Source organism: Pandoraea morbifera, assembly GCF_902459575.1.
Taxonomy (GTDB): Bacteria; Pseudomonadota; Gammaproteobacteria; order Burkholderiales; family Burkholderiaceae; genus Pandoraea; species Pandoraea morbifera.
In genome coordinates, this window is sequence record NZ_CABPSD010000005.1 from 323,698 (window position 1) to 340,687 (window position 16,990).

The window sequence follows — 16,990 nt, forward strand, 5'->3', positions numbered from 1 at the left end:
GCGCCAACGAGTGCTAATTATAGGGACGGGGTTTTACGATTTCAAGACGCGGGGTTTTCCCGGAGGCGAAAATTGGTGTCGACGACGGCGCAGCCCACGCCCACGCCGCCCCTCCCCCGCCATGCCGCCGTGTCCGTCGCCGCCATGGGTCGTGTCGCCGCTTGCGCCCCCACCGCCCCCACCGGCCCCTCAGCCCACGCCTCCGCCCCGTGCCCGTCACCACCGCTGCCGCCGACGGCCTGCGCGTATGCCCCGGGCGCCACTGCCGAGGCACTCAGCAGAATGGCGCCGGCCATCGCCGCGCTTCCCGAACGCTTCAAGCGATTGCCGCCGCCACGTGTTCGCGAACGCCCCGTCTCCGACACGACCTGAAACAATCCCAGACTGATATTCCACACCTCGCGGAATGTGTAATTCACGCTCTCCCCTGATCTATTCGATGAATCGATAGGGGCAGGCTACCCGCGGCGTTGCGGCGTTGCGGCGTTGCGGCGTTGCGGCGTTGCGGCGGCGCATTGGACTGAAGTCGCAGTCCGAATGAAATATGTCGTGCGACGTGGATCGCGTCTTCTCTCTCGAAGTGCCGGGAACGCCGGCGACTTGCAATGCACTCGATGCGACCGCCGCGCCGCCCAACATTGGGATATTTCTGAAGGCACCGCCTCGATTCGTTCGGCATCCAAGCATGTCAACGAAAATCTACGTAGATTGAGGTATCAGGAGATGAATCACCCCACCGAAACGCTCACCCGGACCTGGGCCATGTCTGCCCGCGACGCCTGGGTGCTGCTCGCCAATGCTGCGCTTATGCTGGCACTCATCCGTGTGCTTCCCTTCGAAGAGAAGACCAACCGCGCACTGGCGCTTGCCGCTTTCGTCGCGGTGCTATGGCTATCCGAAGCGGTTCATCTGACGGCCACGGCGTTGATGGTGCCAGTGCTGGCGGTGCTGCTCGGCATTCTCGACGTGCCGACCGCCCTGGGCGCGTTCGCGCATCCGATCGTATTTCTGTTCTTCGGCGGCTTCGCCCTGGCCACGGCCATGCGGATTCAGGGGCTCGACCGGTTTCTCGCGAACCGGCTGCTCCATCTGGCGGGTGGGCGCATGGGCCGGGCCGCGATCATGTTGTTCGGCGCCACCGCCCTGCTTTCGATGTGGGTCAACAACACGTCCACCACATCGATGATGCTGCCGCTCGCGCTGGGCATCCTGACCCAGCTCGACACGCGCCGGGATCACCGTACCGTCACCTTTTTGCTGCTCGGTATCGCCTACAGCGCCAATATCGGTGGCCTTGGCACGGTAGTCGGCAGTGTGCCCAATGCCATGTTGGCCACGCATCTGGGGATCGACTTCCTCGCATGGGCCCGGTTCGGCGTGCCGCTCGTGGGCGTGCTGCTGCCGCTCATGGTCGCCACGCTCTATCTGGTGCTGCGGCCACGCCTAGACCAGGCGGTCGACACGACGACCGAACCGATGACATGGACCGGACCGCGCATCGCGGCGGTCGGCATCTTCGGCTTCACCGTGATCGGCTGGATCTTCAGCCAGCCGATCGCCGCGTGGCTCGGCGGCGTGAAGCAGCTCGACACGCTCATTGCCCTGCTCGCCGCCATACTGATCGCGACTTCGGGGGTCGCCAATTGGAAGCAGATTCAGGCCCATACGGATTGGGGAGTGCTGTTCCTGTTCGGCGGCGGACTCACGCTGAGCGTGGTGCTGCGCGACTCCGGCGCAAGCATCGTCCTGGCCCAAGGGGTGTCGAGTGCCTTCGCGACAAGCCCGACGCTGGTGGTGCTGCTCGTTACCGCCGCCTTCATCGTCTTTCTCACGGAGCTTACGAGCAATACGGCCAGCGCGGCGATTCTTGTGCCGATATTCGCCGCCATCTCGGTGTCTTTGGGGTTTCCCGAGACGCTCCTGACGATGGTGATCGGCATCGGCGCCTCGTGCGCCTTCATGCTGCCCGTGGCCACCCCACCCAACGCCATCGTGTTCGGCACAGGCTGGGTACCGCAACGCGCCATGATCCGAGCCGGGCTCGGCCTGAACGCCGTGTGCATCGGCATGATCACCGCCTTTGCCTGGGCGCTCTGGCAATGAGTCGACCGGCGTTCGGCCGGGCGGCCTCGTGGAGCCGGTACAATCGGGGGAAATATCTCAGGCAACCACTTGCGATGATGTCCGTTTCATCTGTTTCAACGGTTTCACCCGTCTCATCGGTTTCGTCCGTTTCATCGGTTCCGTCCCTTCCGTCCGGATCGCCAGCTTCGTCCGCGCCCTTCGACCATCCCGCGTTGCCCGCCCGGCGCTTGCGCTGCGGCAGCGCGCTGCGCGGCGCCCTGGCACTCGGCTTGCTGGGCGCGGCCCTCGCCGGCTGCGCGGGACCTCAGCCCGGGAGCGCGTCGGCAAGCGTGCCACCGGCCGCCGCCTCCCCGACGGTGTCCGCGGCACCCCTCGAACCCGCCGCCGGCCCTCAGGCGACGCCGCTCCCGTGGTGCGTCCAAACGTCACTGCGCGAAGAGGACGACCTGATGCGCAACTTCGGCGGCATTCCCGCCGGCGTTCGACGCATCGAGGAAACCCGCTTCATCGCCAGCTACGATCGCGTGACCGGCAAGGTTGGCCCGCTCGACAACGGCAATCGTTTCGTCATGGATTTCGACACGCAGGGCCACCTGCTCTCGAGCACCGACCGCGGGCACTATGCCTACGACGCGCAGGGCCGTCTGCGCAGCATCGATGGCGCGCCGGTCGATTGGCAGGACGCCGACACCTGGCTCGTGAAAGGCGCCGCGCGACGTGGTGTCTGGAAGGAACAGGTGCGCCAGGAGAGCGATGGTCGGCTCGAATGGACGCGTCGCATCATCGCATCGGCCAACGGGGCGCATCATCGCCGCGCCGGCAGCCTGCAGGCGCGCCTGTTCGACGACGAGTGCTTCGCGCTCTCGCGTCAGTGGGAGGCGCCGAACGAGGCGCGTCAGGTCGTGACGGCCGACGGCAAGGTCCGCCCGGCACCAAAGGTCGTCTCGTACCGGACGTTCGCGAGCGTGGAGCGCAAGCCGGACGGCAGCCGCGTCGTGCACGACAACGGCGCGGCCGCCTTCATCGACGGCAAGTGGCTCGCCCTGGCATGGGACAACGAGATCTCGGAGTACTCGCCGCGCCATGAACTGATCCGAGTGACGCGCACCGACGCCGCCACCGGCGAGCGTCACGTGTCCGAGTACCATTACAAGTACGACAGCCGCGGCAATATCCAGCGCGTGGTGATCACATCGCCCGCGGCGCCGGGAGAGAAGGCCTCGCGAGTGGACCCGTTCGCCAATGTCTTCGTGCGCAAGCTGACGTACTTCGACGCGACGCCCGACACGCCCGACACCGCAACGGCGCCGGCAATATCGGCACCGGCCGCAAAGGCACCAAACGCACCAAACGCGGGCAAAGCCATCGCAGACAAGCTCACGTCGGCAAGGTGAAGCGGAACGTCGCGCCCTGCCCGCCATTGCCCACGGTGTCCACCAGGGTGATGCGCCGGTCGTGCAGTTGCAGGATGCGGTGCACGATCCGAAGCCCCAGCCCGCCCTCGCGGCGGGCGCCCCCCACCGTAAACGGCCGTTCGAAGAGCCCCTCGCGCGCGCTTTGCGGAATGCCCGGACCGGTATCGCTCACCAGCACCTCGATGTCGGTTCCCGCGGGCGCCACCGTCACCGTGATCTCACCGCCCGCCGGGGTATAACGCAGCGCGTTGTCGAGCAGGTTGGTGAACACGCGCTCGATCAGGCCCAGGTCGGCACGCGCAGCCGGAATTTGCGGGGCGAGTTCCGCTCGCAGCGCGACACCGCGCGATTCCGCACTCAATTCGAATTTCTGAAAGACGTCCTGAATCAAATCGGTCACTGAGAACGGTTCAGCCTCGGGCTGCACGAAACCATGCTCCAGACGTGCCAGTTCAAAAAGCGACTGGGCCAGCGCGCCGACCTTGCGGCTTTGGTCGAGGGCGATGCCGAGATAGCGCCGCCGCTCGTCGGCGGTGAGCGTGGCGTCCTTGAGCGAAAGTGTCTCCAGATAGCCGTGCAGCGAGGACAGCGGCGTGCGCAGATCGTGCGAGATATTGGCGATGAGCTCGCGCCGCTCCTGATCCTGGCGCGTGAGCGTGCGCCATTGTGTCCCGAGCCGCTCGACCATCTGCCTAAACGCCCGCTCCAGCACCACGATCTCGTCGTTCGGACGCGCCTGCTGCGAAGCCAGTTCGTCGGCCGAGACGGCGGGCAACGCCACGGGTGCGGCATCGATATCGAAGTCTCGCACCGTGTCCGTGAGCCGCCGCAGCGGGCGCGTGATCAGCGCGAACGCCGCGAGACCGGCGAGCAGGCACAACGCCGCCACCAGCCCGATCGACCACAGGGCCGTGTTGAGCGCCGCACTGGTGGCGCCGCGCGCGGCGAACCGGTCATGCGCCTCGCCGAGCAACACCACGTAGACGTAGCCGACTTCACGGCCGTCCACGCGCAAGGGCGCGGCGCTGAACACCTTGCGCACGTCGGCGTTGCGCGGGTCGTCTCCATAGATCGGCAAGGCCTCGCCGTCGAGCAGGCGATGAATGGGCGCGAGATCGACGTCCATGCGACGCAGATGTCCTTCCGGCGCCGCGTGCCCGGTGATGTGGCCCTGCGCGTCGAGCAGATAGACCTCGACACTGGGGTTGACGACCATCAACTGCCCGAACAGCCGACGCACCGCATCGGGTTTCATGCCGTTGGCATCCATCAGTTGCGTATTCGCCGCGATGTGCTCGGCAAGCCCGCGCGAGAGTCCCTGGATGACCTCGGCCTCGTGCATGCGATTGGCGCGCACCTGCATCCAGGCCGACGTGCCGCTGCAGACCAGCAAGAGCACGGCGAACACCACGGAAAGCCGTTGCGTGAGCGTGAGATTCCAGCGGCGCATCATGCGGCTCCCACGTCGGCGCCGGGGCCTTCGGGCCCGGTGTCGCTGGCGAACTTGTAGCCCCGTCCCCAGACCGTGAGGATCCGGGCCGGCTGGGCGGGGTCGGCTTCGATCTTGGCGCGCAGCCGGTTGATGTGCGTGTTGACCGTATGCTCGTAGCCTTCGTGCTGATAGCCCCACACGGCATTGAGCAGATCCATGCGCGAGAAGACCTTGCCCGGCTGGCGCGCGAAGAAATAGAGCAGATCGAACTCACGTGGCGTGAGATCGAGCAGCTTGCCGCCAAGCGATGCCTCGCGCGCGATCGGATCGATGAACAGCCCGGCGATCGCCAGGCTACCCGCCTCCATGCGCGCATTGCGTGCGAGCGCATCGACGCGTCGCATGAGCGCCTTGACGCGCGCCACCAGCTCGAGCACGGAGAACGGCTTGGCCAGATAGTCGTCGGCCCCGAGTTCCAGCCCGAGAATGCGATGCACTTCGCTCGAACGTGCACTGGTGATGATGATTGGCGTGTAGCGCGTCATCTGGCGCGCACGACGGCAGATCTCCAGGCCGTCGACACCGGGCAGCATGAGATCGAGGATGAGGGCGTCCCAGTTGCCTTCCGAGAGACGGCGCAGGCCTTCATCGCCGTCGGCGCAATGCACGACGTCGAAGCGCTCGTCACGCAAGTGCAGCGTAAGCAGATCGGCAATATGCACGTCGTCTTCGACGAGCAGGACACGGCGCGGCGATTCCATCAGGGGAACAACTCCCGGAAAAAGTGGGGCTTGGTGCCCCCATTGTGCGCAGATCGCGCACCGCGAGGTATCACGAATTGTTTAATTTTACGTGAGGACTTCGCCATCGCCCGCGCACTACCCTTCAGTCATCGATCCGGCGCACCACCGGACTGCGCAATATCTTGAAGCCGCCCCGCCGCCAGGCTCCCCTGCATTCATGGCGACGGGGCGGCACCGCGCCGGATCGACCCATATTCAACGGAGGACGTCATGCGATTGCCCACCCCTGACCCGCGTCGACCCGCCACGGATGGCGGGACGCCAGGCGCGCCCCGCGACGGCGCGAGCCTCGCGCACCCGGCACCGTCGCGCCGGCTATTCCTGCTCAGCGCAGGCGCCGCCGCGGCCGCCGTGGCCGCCGGGCTGGTGCCGCGCCTCGTGCGTCCGGCGCTCGCCGGCGACGCCGGGCGCACCGAGGAGCACTTCGAAGTGGCCTACAGCGACGCCGAATGGCGCCGACGCCTGACGCCCGCGCAATACGACATCCTGCGCCGCGAAGGCACCGAGCGCCCGTATTCGAGCCCGCTCAACGACGAGCACCGGGCCGGAACCTTTGCCTGCGCCGGCTGCGCGCTGCCGCTGTTCTCGTCACGCACGAAGTTCGACAGCCACACCGGCTGGCCAAGCTTCTGGACGCCGCTCGATCATGCCGTCGGGACACGCACCGACACGACCTTCGGCATGGTGCGCACCGAAGTGCACTGCCGGCGCTGCGGCGGCCACCTCGGCCATGTTTTCGACGATGGACCGAAGCCGACCGGCCTGCGCTACTGCATGAACGGGCTGGCGATGACGTTCGTGCCGCAGCCCGCCTGAACCGCGCCCTCGCCCCGGGCATTCCCCCGGAGGCGGGCCCGCGACGGCCGGCCTCCAACCCGACAACCGCCGCCTCGTCCGCCTTTGGACGAGGCACCAGGAGCGCTTCATGACTCTGCTCATCCTTGCCTATCTCGGCGGGATTCTGACGATCGTCAGTCCGTGCATTCTGCCGGTGCTGCCCTTTGTCTTCTCGCGCGCCGGCCAGTCGTTCTCGCGCAGCGTGTTGCCCATGCTCGCGGGCATGGTGCTGATGTTCGCACTGGTGGCCACGCTCGCCGCCGTAGGCGGCAACTGGGTCGTGCAGGCGAACCAATACGGGCGCTGGCTCGCGCTCGCCCTCGTTGCGCTTTTCGGAGCAACGCTGCTTTTCCCGAAGCTCTCCGAATGGCTCACCCACCCGCTGGTGACGCTGGGCGACCGTCTTTCGCAGTCGGCGCATGAAGGCGATGCTTCGCGCGCCGGCGCCGGGCACGGCCCCCGCCCCGGCGCGTCGTTCCTGCTGGGCATAGCAACCGGGCTGCTCTGGGCGCCGTGCGCGGGCCCGATCCTCGGCCTCGTGCTCACCGGCGCCGCCCTGCAGGGCGCGAGCGCAGGTACCACGCTGCTGCTCGTCGCGTATGCGGCCGGGGCCGCGACGTCGCTTGCCCTGGCCCTGCTCGTCGGCGGGCGGGTTTTCTCGGCGATGAAGCGCTCGCTCGGCGCCGGCGAATGGATTCGTCGCGCGCTCGGTGGCCTCATGCTCGCCGGCGTCGCAGCCATCGCACTCGGCCTCGATACCGGCGTACTGGCTCAGATTTCCACAGCGTCGACCGGTGGCATCGAGCAAAAGCTCGTCGAGCGGCTGGGTGCTCCGCGCAATGCCGCCACCGGCCCGGATGCGACGGCCAGCGACACCGATGCGCGAGCGGCGCGCGCGGCGAACGACGCCATGAGCTCAGCCGGAGGCGATGACAAAAGCGGTGGCGCCATGATGGCCGCCGGCAATGGGATGGTCCGCACCGTCGCCGCCGAACCCCTGTCGTTGCCGGTCGAGGGCACGCTGCCGTCGCTCGACGGCGCCGTGCAATGGCTCAATTCGGCGCCGCTCTCGGCGCAGGCGCTTCGCGGCAAGGTTGTGCTCATCGACTTCTGGACGTATTCCTGCATCAACTGCCTGCGCACGCTGCCCTATGTCAAGGCATGGGCCGAAAAGTATCGCGATCAGGGACTCGTCGTGATCGGCGTGCACGCCCCCGAATTCGCCTTCGAGCGCGACATCGGCAACGTGAGGAAGGCCGTGAAGGACCTGGGCGTCACGTACCCCGTGGCCATCGACAACAACTACGCCATCTGGCGCGGCTTCAACAACCAGTACTGGCCGGCCCACTATTTCATCGACGCACGGGGACGAGTGCGCTATCACCACTTCGGCGAGGGCAACTACGCCGAGTCGGAGCGGGTCATCCAGCAACTGCTGCGCGAAGCCGGCGCGAAGCAGGTCGCCGATGGTGTGGCCGATGTGAACGCCGGCGGTGTACAGCAAGCCGCCGACATGCGTGATGTCCGCTCGCCCGAAACCTATGTCGGCTATGCGCGCGCTGAAAACTTCGTCTCGCCCGGTGGCGCCGTGCGCGACCAGTCCAGCGCCTACCGCGCCCCGGCGATGCCGCAACTCAACCGCTGGGGGCTGGGCGGCGACTGGCGCGTCGGTCCGGAACAGGCCACGGCCACACGAGCCGGCGCACGCATCGTCTACCGTTTCCACGCACGCGACCTGCATCTCGTGCTCGGCCCGGATACCCACGACAAACCCGTACGCTTTCGCGTCACGCTCGACGGCGAAGCGCCAGGCGAAGCCCATGGTACCGACGTTGCCGCAGATGGCACCGGTGTCGTGACATCGCAGCGGCTGTACCAGCTCGTGCGCCAGTCGGGCGACGTACGCGATCGCACGTTCAGCATCGAGTTCCTCGACCCGGGGGTGTCGGCCTACGCCTTCACGTTCGGTTGACCCAACACGCGGCGCTAGGGTATCGCTCGCGTACCCCCGCGCCGCATCGATTCCCACCCTTGACCGAGGCGTCATCGCACGCCGGGAGCTTTCAGATGAAACCGTACGAATCACAGACTCGTTTGTCCGCAGCGCCGGATTCCGGCGTGACTTCCAGCTCGCATCCAACGTCGCGCGTGAGACGCGCCCTGCTCGGCGCCGCGGCCGTGGCGGCCGGGGTGTTGGCGTGGCAGGTCGGAGCGTATGCCTTCGGCGGAGCCGAATCCGCCGTCGAGATCGCCGCACCCAGGATCGACGAGCCGCCGAGCGGCGCCCGTACCGAAACGGCCGTGTTCGCGGGGGGCTGCTTCTGGGGCGTGCAGGGCGTGTTCCAGCACGTGAAAGGCGTGACGAAGGCGGAGTCCGGCTACGCGGGCGGCGCCGCGAAAACGGCCAACTACGAGACCGTCAGCGGCGGCGCGACGGGGCATGCCGAATCGGTTCAGGTGACGTTCGATCCACAGCAGGTCTCATACGGCAAGCTGCTGCAGATCTACTTCTCCGTCGCCCACAACCCCACCGAAGTGAACCGTCAGGGCCCGGACTCCGGCACGCAATATCGCTCCGCCGTGTTCCCGATGAGCGATGCGCAACGTCGCGTCGCCGAGGCCTACATCGCCCAGCTGGACGCAGCGCACGCCTACAGCAAGCCGATTGCGACGAAAGTCGAGAAGTACACGGGCTTTTACCCCGCCGAGGCTTACCACCAGGACTTCCTCACCGAGCACCCGACATATCCGTACATTGTCATCAACGATCTGCCGAAGGTGAAGGATCTCGCGCGGCTGTTCCCGACGCAGTATCGCGAGACCCCGGTCCTCGTGAAAGCCGCCTCGGCGAAGTGATCCCGTCAGGCGTTCGCGAGCTTGTACACGCGGATGCGGTGACCGTCGGGGTCGGACGCGACGAACGTGCGTCCGAAGTCCATGGTGGTGGGCACCTGCAAAATGGTGAGGCCGCGCGCGCTCCAGTCCTCCCACGTGGCGTCCACGTGGGCGTTGGACGCCACCGGAATCACCACCTCGCTGCCGCCGGGCGGGGCAATCACCGTGGGCTGCACCGCGAAGCGCGCCCAGAGACCGAGCTTCAGCCCCGAGGGAAACACGAACAGCGCGAATCCGGGCGACGCCTCGACCGGCTCGAGGTCGAACAGATCGGCGTAGAACGCCGCGCTCTCGGGGGGACTCGCAACATACAGATTGACCATGTTCGGGTGCAGCATGACTAGCTCCTGTCGATAGGTTGGAATGACACGTCGCATCGATGGCAGACCGAACTTCCGGGGCCGTCGGGCGTTGTCATGAGCGCTATCGTACGAGGAGATACTGTCAGATTTTGTCAGCATCCGAACTCAGTCGTGGAACACCGGCTCCGGCGTCCCACGGGCGCGGCATCACGTGTTGCCGATCGTCTCGCGCCATGATTTGAGCAGGGCGCGGCGCCCGCGAGGGTAGCGCGAGGCGGTCACCGTCATGGCCTCGATGCGGTCGGCGCGAAAATGCCGGAAGCCATCGCGAAGTTCGCACCAGGCTACGATCATGCGCACGCGCTCGAAGAAGCCGAGCGCAAACGGCCAGACGACGCGCTCGGACAACCGTCCGGCTTCGTCGCGATAGGCAAGATGGAGTTTGCGCTCGGCGCGAATGGCCTCGCGAATGACCGTCAGGTCGACAATCATGGGCGGCAGCGGATCGCCCGGGCCGATCAGCAGGGTCGACGCCTCGAGCGACGCGCGCAGATCCGAGGGCAGCACCGCCGCAATCTTCGCCAGGGCGTTGGCGGCCGCGTCGGCGAGTGCGCCGTCGGTCCGCCTGGCAACCCAGCGCGAGCCGAGCACGATCGCCTCGATCTCCTCTTCCGAGAACATCAACGGCGGGAGCATGAACCCGGGCTTGAGTACATAGCCCAGTCCCGGCGCCCCCTCGATGTCCGCGCCCTGCGCCTGAAGCGTGGCAATGTCCCGATACAGCGTGCGCAGGCTCACGCCGAGCGAGTCGGCCAGCGCGGCGCCCGCCACCGGGTATTGGTGGCGGCGCAGCAGTTGCATCAGGGAGAAGAGACGTTGTGTGCGTGACATGGCGCGTCATTATGCGCCATGTCTTCGCACGGGGCGGCGACCGATTACTTCTGGCGCAACTGCCTGACGATCTCGGAATTGACGTCGCCCGCCTGACCACCGTAGGCCACGCGAAGGTAGTTGCTCAATTCCGCGATCTGCGCATCGGTCAGCCGCTTGTCGAAGCCGGGCATGTCCTGCATCGCTTCGAGGCCCGGGAATTTCTGCGGCGCGATCCCGTCGAGAATCGCCACGATCAGGTTGTGCGGATCCTTTTGTCGTACCGTCGAATTCCCCAGCATCGACACCGCCACGTGTGGCTTTCCCGTGCCGTCGGCCGCGTGGCAACCGGCGCAGACGGCAAGATACAGGTTGCGTCCGGCCATCCATTTGCCGGTGTCGGGAGGGTCCGGCAATGGTCGGGGCGCGGGTGGCGCGTCGCCGAGCAGATACGTCGAGAGCGCGCGCAGGTCGTCGGGCGTGAGGTACTGCGTGCTCAGATGCACGACCGGGTACATCTCCCCGAACGCCGAGCCCTGCGGCGCGATACCCGTGCCGAAGAACGCCTGCAGGTCCTTCACCGTCCAGCCGCGAGCGGCCAGCGCTTCGGGCGTCAGGTCGGGCGCGGCGATGCGCGCGAGCGAGGCGCCGCCCAGCGGCTTGGCACTGTCGAGCTGGCCGAACGTGCCGCGCGGCGTGTGGCACTCCGCGCAATGGCCCAGCGCATTGGCGAGGTAACGCCCGCGAAGCCAGTCCGCCGACTGCCCCTTCGACGCATCGGGCAAGGTGTCCTTGAGAAATATCCAGTCCCACACACGCATGCCGAAACGCAGGGTGTACGGGAACGAAAGCGCATGCGGGCGATTGGGTACGGCAGCGGGTTTCACCGACATCAGGTACGCATAGATGGCGTCGCTGTCGGCGCGCGACATCTGCCGGTACGACGTGTATGGCATGGCCGGATACAACGGCTTGTCCGGGGCCTTGCCGTCATGAAGCGCCCGGTAGAAATCGTCCGACGTCCAGCCGCCAATGCCGTTCGTCTTGTCCGGCGTGATGTTGGTGCCGTAGAACGTGCCGAACGGCGACTTGAGCGGCACGCCGCCCGCGAACGGCGCACCGTCCGCGCTCGTGTGGCACGCCGCGCAGTCGGCCGCGCGCGCGAGGTATCGGCCGCGCGCGATCGTCTCCGGCGATGCGCTCGCGGCGGGCGCTGCCGCCGCTGGCGACACCGGTGTGGAAGCCGTGGAAGGCGTGGATGCCGCCGCCGATGCATTCGGTGCATCGGCGGCCATCGCGCTCGTGACGAGCGAGGGCATCATCGATGTCTTCGGCCTGGGCGGTTGCGCGGGCCCGGGCGGCTTGGGCACGTTCGAGTCGTTGCACGCGGCAACGAGCAACACCGCCGTCAGCCACGCGGCGCGGGCGCCCCAGCGCGTGACGCGATTCAGGCTCATGGCGTATCCCCTCATCTCGCGCCTCATTTTGCATCCTTGACGCAGCCGGGCGTCTTGAGAACGACCTCGCGCACGGCCTCGTAGTAGCGCACGTATCCCGTGCACCGGCAGATCTGGTCGTTGAGGCCCTCGGTGATCGCCGCCTCGAGATCGGCGCGCGCGACCGGATGGCGCTTGAGCCGCTCGATGAGCACCGTGGCCGCGTTGACGAAGCCCGGCGTGCAATAGCCGCACTGGAAGCTGAAATGATCGAGGAACGCCTGCTGGATCGGGGCCAGCGTGAGCTTGCCGTCGGCGTCTCGCGTGGCGTGCCCCTCCACCGTGCGCACGGTCTTGCCGTCGAAATAGTTTGCGCCGGTGATGCACGTCCGCACGGTCTCGCTGCTGCCGTCCGCATGATCGACGATCACCACGCAAGCGTGGCAGATGCCTTGCCCGCACCCCAGGCGCGAGCCGGTCAGCCCCAGCGTTTCGTGCAGATAGTCGATCATCATGAGACCTGCGGGTACGTCCGTGGGGCCGTGCGTCACGCCGTTGACCTTCACGGTCACGGGCAGCGTTTCCCAGGGCTTCGTGCCGCTCGCGGGCGCCACGGCCGGGGCTGCGGCAGCGCTGGCCGACATCGGGGCCTCCGGCGCCGATGCCGCACTCGCGTTGTGCGCGGGAGGTTGTGCGGCGTCGCCCGCGCTCGCCACGTCCGGTCCGGTCCGGGTAGCGCCGGTTGCGCTGCTCGCGCCAGTTGCTGTGTCCGTCATGCCAGTACCTCCTGGATCTTCTCCGGCGTCACCGGCAAATCAGTAAATCGATGGCCGATCGCATGGGCCAGGCCATTCACGATCGCGCCCACCACGGGGATCATCACCACTTCGGCAATGCCCTTGGGCACATCGGTTTCGGAAATCGGGGGCAACACTTCCCCCGTTTGCGTCCATACGGCGACGTCGACCGCGCGCGGCAAGTGGTAGCGGTTAAAGTTCCACGTGCCGTTGCCGGGGCCGTCTTCGTAAAGCGGCAGATATTCATGCAACGCGTGGCCGATGCCCATGGCGAGGCCGCCCTGCAGTTGCCCGGACACAAGCTGCGGCGAAATCTGATTGCCACACTCCATGATCGAATGATGCGTGAGCAGTTCGACCTTGCCGGAGGCCTCATGCACGGACAACTCCACGAGCGTGCCGACCGCGCTGTAGTAAGTCACGGCCGCGTTGTTGCGCTGGACCGGCGGGTAGTACACGCGCTTGCGGTCCAGTGTGCGGTAGCCGGTGCCGGGCGTGGGCGCCGCGACCTGCAAACCCGCCGCCGCGGCCACGGGGGACGCGGATTTCGCGGGGGCATTGCCATTGCGATGCACGCCTTTGGCCGCCGGGGTCTGCGCAGCGGGCGCCTGCGCCGCCGCCGCGGCATTCGCGCCGCCCTTGCCGTAGCGCAATGAGACGCCGTCAACCGGCAGGCGCTGAATCACGCCATCGCCCAGGTCCCAATCCGCTTCGGCCCACTGCCAGCGATTGAAGACGTGCACGGTCGCGCCAGTCACCAACCCCAGCGCATGCGCGGTCCTGGCGAGCGTGGCCATCGGCAACGCTTCGAGACCGGCGGCCGAGAGCTTGCCATCCACCCAGCGTGCATCTTCGGCACGCACCACGAGCGGCGCGGCCTGGCCGCCGCCGAGCCCGCGACGCCAGATCGACAGCGCCGCCGGCCACAGCCCCTGCAGGAATACCAGACGCGCCGCCTCGCGCGTGCTGTGCGTGAAATAAAACGCGGAATTCGTTGCGCTCGACGGTGACGCGTACCCCGGCGACCAGCGTGGATTCGCGGCGAGCCGGTCCTGATCGGCCTGTGACATGAGATACGGATCGCCGCTGGTCACCACCGGCAACTCCGGCCAGTCGGTGATGGCGACGTGGACGTCCGTGGCCGGCATGCCGAGCCACTTCGCCACGGCCACGGCCTGAGACGTGGAAGTCCCCGTGCCGATCTCGGCGGCAGTGTGATGCAGCGAGATCCGGCCCGCCTCGTCGAATTCCACTCGCGCGAACGACGTCTCCGCGCCAGTGCCGAAGTCCTTTTGCACGCAGGCGAAGCCCACGCCATAGCGGCGTCCCGGGTGCGCGGCCTCGTACTCGGCCTTCTTCTTGTCGCGTTGCGTCCACAGCGGATGCGCCCTCGCTCGCTCAAGCACCTCGTCGACCCGCACCGCGCCCGCCGGAATCGCGCCCTGCGTATTCTTCATGCCCGAGCGCAGGGCATTCTTCAAACGGAAATCGATCGGATCGACGCCCAGTTGCGCGGCCATCTCGTCGATCATCATTTCCGTGGCGGCCATCGACTGCAACGTGCCGTAGCCGCGCGCGGAACCGGCATCGATGGCGCGCGAGGCAATCGCCACGCTCGCCAGATCGCTCTTCGGAAAGTAGTAGATCGATTGCGCCGCCGTGGCGCCGACCATCGCCACCGACGGCGAGAAATTCATGCGACCGCCACCGTTGCACTCCATGTCGGCGGCGAACGCCTGGAGCATGCCGCTCTCCTTGTCCACGCCGATGCGATAGCGCATGGTGAAAGCGTGACGCTTGAGCGATGTCTGGAACTGCTCGTAGCGATCGTTGGCGAGGCGCACGGGCAGGCCGTCGCCATAGAGCGCCGCAGCCAGACCGTAGAACGGCATGTTGTAGTGATCCTTCGATCCGTACCCCACCGTGTAGCACGGGTACACGATCAGACGCTTCACGGGGAAGCGCCCCTTGGCAGCCATGGCCGCCGCGTTCTCGGCGACCTCCGACGGCGATTGCGTCGGTACGACCATATGCAGCGTCTGCGTGGCGCTGTCGTACCAGCAGTTCGCGTTATCGGGCTCGAGCGCCGCGGTGTCGATCGACTGCGTACGGTATTCCCGCGACATCACCAGCCAGTTGGCCGGCGGATTGCGCAGCGACGCATCGATCGTGCCGGCGTGGGCCATCCCCTGCTCGTCGAGCTTGCCGTGATCGTTGCCGTCCGGCCAAACCGGCAAGTGCTTGCGCATCATGCTCGGGAAAATGGGCGCGTCCTTCAGGCTCGAATACACGTCGTCGTCATAGGCCGTGTTGCCGCCCACGCGAACATATCGGAAGCTGCCCCACGGGTCACGCTCCAACGGGCCGGTCACGTCGCCGTAGCGAATGATTTCGTCGTGGAACTTGAGCCTGTCCTTGGCGAATCGGAAGCGCGTGAAGTCGCGATAGATCAGGATCGCCACCGCGTGACCGAGATAGGCGGGCGTCTTGCCCGCCGGCAACAGCATGTCGTCGCCATAGAATTCGGGGAACGCCACGCCGTCGCGAACGAGATCCTCGGCCGTCACGATGCGATCCGGTTGCAGGCCGTCGTCGAGCCGCGAGAGATCGAAGCCGAGGTAGGGGCGGTCGGCGCGCGTGACGCGCAGCACGAACGCATGGGCCTGCTGCGCGGGCCAGCCCGGCATATCGCGCGCACGGACATCGCGCGCGAAGATCTTCGCGCCGGTGACCTTGGCCGTGCCGTCGATACGGAACCGGGCCTGCCCCTTGGCGGCGTCCCATGCCATGGGCGTCAGGTTCTTCTCCTCGAACAGCGCGGCGAACGCCCGGCTGCCCAGCGGCGCGATGTACACCGAAATGCCCGCGATCACCGAGGCCTTGAGAAAGCCGCGACGTGTCAGAGCCATGCCCGGCGCCGTATCGGGCGAAGTTTCGGGTGCTGCGCAGTCGGGGGAAGATGCGGAGGTGGCTGAAGCGGCATCGGGACGAGCGTCTTCGCTCGACACAGCCGCGGGAGGACAGTGTTTTCTTGGCAGGCGCGGCATAAGCGTTCCGTCCGTCTTGTTTTTTGGGGGGGGACCGTCACGTCACGAAGCACGATCGCGGGGCTCGCGCGGACGCCAACGCGCTCAAAACAGCACGGCAACGATCACGGGGCCAATTCCTCAGGACTCCGTCGGAACGACGACGTCGACGCACGGTACCTATTCACAACGCGTGACATTCACCTGCCGTGATGCGCTCGTGAGGTTCTATGAGAACACGCTTCATGAGTGACACCGGACGTTTCAAGGCTACACGCCGAGTTCCGGATTGACAAGATTGGACGTGGTGCACTGCGTGAGAACGCACGCCCCGGGCGGCGTGCGGCGGGCCGCGTGACCGGGGTGCGCGAGCCGTATTCGATCGGCGTGATAACGCCTATGTGAGAAGAGAAATGTCGCTGTATCCGTCGGGACACAGCGACACGCGATGATAGTGTGTTGCGTGCTGCCGCACCGTCAGTCGATACGCAGTTCCATGCACGTCAGATCGAGCCAGCGCCCGAACTTGATGCCGACTTCGCTGAAGGTGCCGACGATGCGAAAGCCAAGCTTTTCGTGCAGCTTGATCGATGGCGCGTTCTGCGCTTCGATGCTCGCGATCATCACGTGAACCTTCAGCGCGCGGGCGCGTTCGATCAGCGCGCGCATGAGTGTCTCGCCCAGGCCGCCCCCGCGCGCGTGTTTGTCGATGTAGATCGAGTGCTCCACGGTATGGCGATAGCCGTCGAACGCGCGCCAGTCGCCGAACGACGCGTAGCCGAGCACCTTGCCGTCCCGCTCGGCGACGATGACCGGAAATCCGCGCGCGACGCGCGCGGCGAGCCACTCGCGTCGATTCTCCACGTCGACGAGCACTTCGTTCCAGATGGCCGTGGTGTGCTCGACGGCATCGTTGTAAATGTCGCGAATCACGGAAAGATCGGCGTCGGTGGCATCGCGAACGACGATCGAGGAATTCAACGAGGAAGTCATGGTAATGCCCGCAAGCGAGAGGCCGTCGTCGACGGCGTGAACGGTGAAGCCCGATGTTGCCCGATGCCGCCTGACGACATCCGGGCACGATGCCATCCA

The 16,990-nt window shown here is 66.7% G+C and carries 14 protein-coding genes; 5 read left to right on the forward strand and 9 right to left on the reverse strand.

Annotation, left to right across the window (positions count from 1 at the left end; all coding sequences use genetic code 11):
• Positions 1 to 41: 41 nt before the first annotated feature.
• Positions 42 to 419 (reverse strand): ESPR domain-containing protein, encoded by a 378-nt coding sequence (locus PMO31116_RS11310; protein ID WP_150566792.1) that lies wholly within the window; start codon positions 417 to 419, stop codon positions 42 to 44.
• A 304-nt stretch (positions 420 to 723) separates the two neighbouring features.
• Between PMO31116_RS11310 and PMO31116_RS11315 the strand changes: the two genes are divergently transcribed.
• Together PMO31116_RS11315 and PMO31116_RS11320 are read left to right on the forward strand one after the other, a co-directional pair.
• On the forward strand, positions 724 to 2,103 hold the full coding sequence (locus PMO31116_RS11315; protein ID WP_150566793.1) for an SLC13 family permease: 1,380 nt from the start codon (positions 724 to 726) through the stop codon (positions 2,101 to 2,103).
• A gap of 431 nt (positions 2,104 to 2,534) precedes the next feature.
• Complete coding sequence (locus PMO31116_RS11320) at positions 2,535 to 3,479, forward strand: hypothetical protein (RefSeq protein WP_174971168.1); 945 nt, start codon at positions 2,535 to 2,537, stop codon at positions 3,477 to 3,479.
• On the opposite strand, the gene PMO31116_RS11325 is transcribed toward PMO31116_RS11320, so the two are convergent.
• Together PMO31116_RS11325 and PMO31116_RS11330 are read right to left on the reverse strand one after the other, a co-directional pair.
• Positions 3,463 to 4,953, reverse strand: coding sequence for a sensor histidine kinase (locus PMO31116_RS11325; RefSeq protein ID WP_150566795.1), 1,491 nt, complete (start codon positions 4,951 to 4,953; stop codon positions 3,463 to 3,465). The two genes, PMO31116_RS11320 and PMO31116_RS11325, sit on opposite strands and share 17 nt — an antisense overlap.
• Positions 4,950 to 5,693 carry a response regulator transcription factor gene (locus PMO31116_RS11330; RefSeq protein ID WP_023594855.1) on the reverse strand — a complete coding sequence of 248 codons (744 nt, stop codon included), beginning with the start codon at positions 5,691 to 5,693 and terminating at the stop codon, positions 4,950 to 4,952. Before PMO31116_RS11330 ends, PMO31116_RS11325 begins: the two co-directional genes overlap by 4 nt.
• A 252-nt stretch (positions 5,694 to 5,945) precedes the next feature.
• On the opposite strand from PMO31116_RS11330, the gene msrB reads away from it, so the two are divergent.
• The 3 genes from msrB to msrA all read left to right on the forward strand — a co-directional run bounded on the left by msrB (position 5,946) and on the right by msrA (position 9,428).
• Entirely contained in the window at positions 5,946 to 6,551 is a 606-nt protein-coding gene (gene msrB / locus PMO31116_RS11335) for a peptide-methionine (R)-S-oxide reductase MsrB (RefSeq protein WP_150566796.1), read from the forward strand.
• Positions 6,552 to 6,660: 109 nt separating this feature from the next.
• Complete coding sequence (locus tag PMO31116_RS11340) at positions 6,661 to 8,544, forward strand: cytochrome c biogenesis protein DipZ (RefSeq protein ID WP_150566797.1); 1,884 nt, start codon at positions 6,661 to 6,663, stop codon at positions 8,542 to 8,544.
• 95 nt (positions 8,545 to 8,639) lie between these two features.
• Positions 8,640 to 9,428, forward strand: coding sequence for a peptide-methionine (S)-S-oxide reductase MsrA (msrA, locus tag PMO31116_RS11345; protein WP_150566798.1), 789 nt, complete (start codon positions 8,640 to 8,642; stop codon positions 9,426 to 9,428).
• Between the two features lie 5 nt (positions 9,429 to 9,433).
• Here msrA and PMO31116_RS11350 read toward each other — a convergent pair whose 3' ends face one another.
• The 6 genes from PMO31116_RS11350 to PMO31116_RS11375 all read right to left on the reverse strand — a co-directional run bounded on the left by PMO31116_RS11350 (position 9,434) and on the right by PMO31116_RS11375 (position 16,891).
• On the reverse strand, positions 9,434 to 9,805 hold the full coding sequence (locus PMO31116_RS11350; RefSeq protein WP_023594851.1) for a VOC family protein: 372 nt from the start codon (positions 9,803 to 9,805) through the stop codon (positions 9,434 to 9,436).
• 171 nt (positions 9,806 to 9,976) lie between these two features.
• Complete coding sequence (locus PMO31116_RS11355) at positions 9,977 to 10,660, reverse strand: helix-turn-helix transcriptional regulator (protein ID WP_150566799.1); 684 nt, start codon at positions 10,658 to 10,660, stop codon at positions 9,977 to 9,979.
• A gap of 44 nt (positions 10,661 to 10,704) precedes the next feature.
• The gene (locus tag PMO31116_RS11360; RefSeq protein WP_150566840.1) at positions 10,705 to 11,961 is read right to left on the reverse strand and encodes a c-type cytochrome; all 1,257 of its coding nucleotides are present in this window, start codon (positions 11,959 to 11,961) and stop codon (positions 10,705 to 10,707) included.
• A 158-nt stretch (positions 11,962 to 12,119) separates the two neighbouring features.
• The gene (locus PMO31116_RS11365) at positions 12,120 to 12,851 is read right to left on the reverse strand and encodes a (2Fe-2S)-binding protein (protein WP_150566800.1); all 732 of its coding nucleotides are present in this window, start codon (positions 12,849 to 12,851) and stop codon (positions 12,120 to 12,122) included.
• Positions 12,848 to 15,781 carry a xanthine dehydrogenase family protein molybdopterin-binding subunit gene (locus PMO31116_RS11370; RefSeq protein WP_150566801.1) on the reverse strand — a complete coding sequence of 978 codons (2,934 nt, stop codon included), beginning with the start codon at positions 15,779 to 15,781 and terminating at the stop codon, positions 12,848 to 12,850. The genes PMO31116_RS11365 and PMO31116_RS11370 overlap by 4 nt, the downstream gene beginning before the upstream one ends.
• Positions 15,782 to 16,375: 594 nt before the next feature.
• Positions 16,376 to 16,891, reverse strand: a complete 516-nt coding sequence (locus PMO31116_RS11375) for a GNAT family N-acetyltransferase (RefSeq protein WP_174971171.1) — start codon at positions 16,889 to 16,891, stop codon at positions 16,376 to 16,378.
• Positions 16,892 to 16,990: the final 99 nt, after the last annotated feature.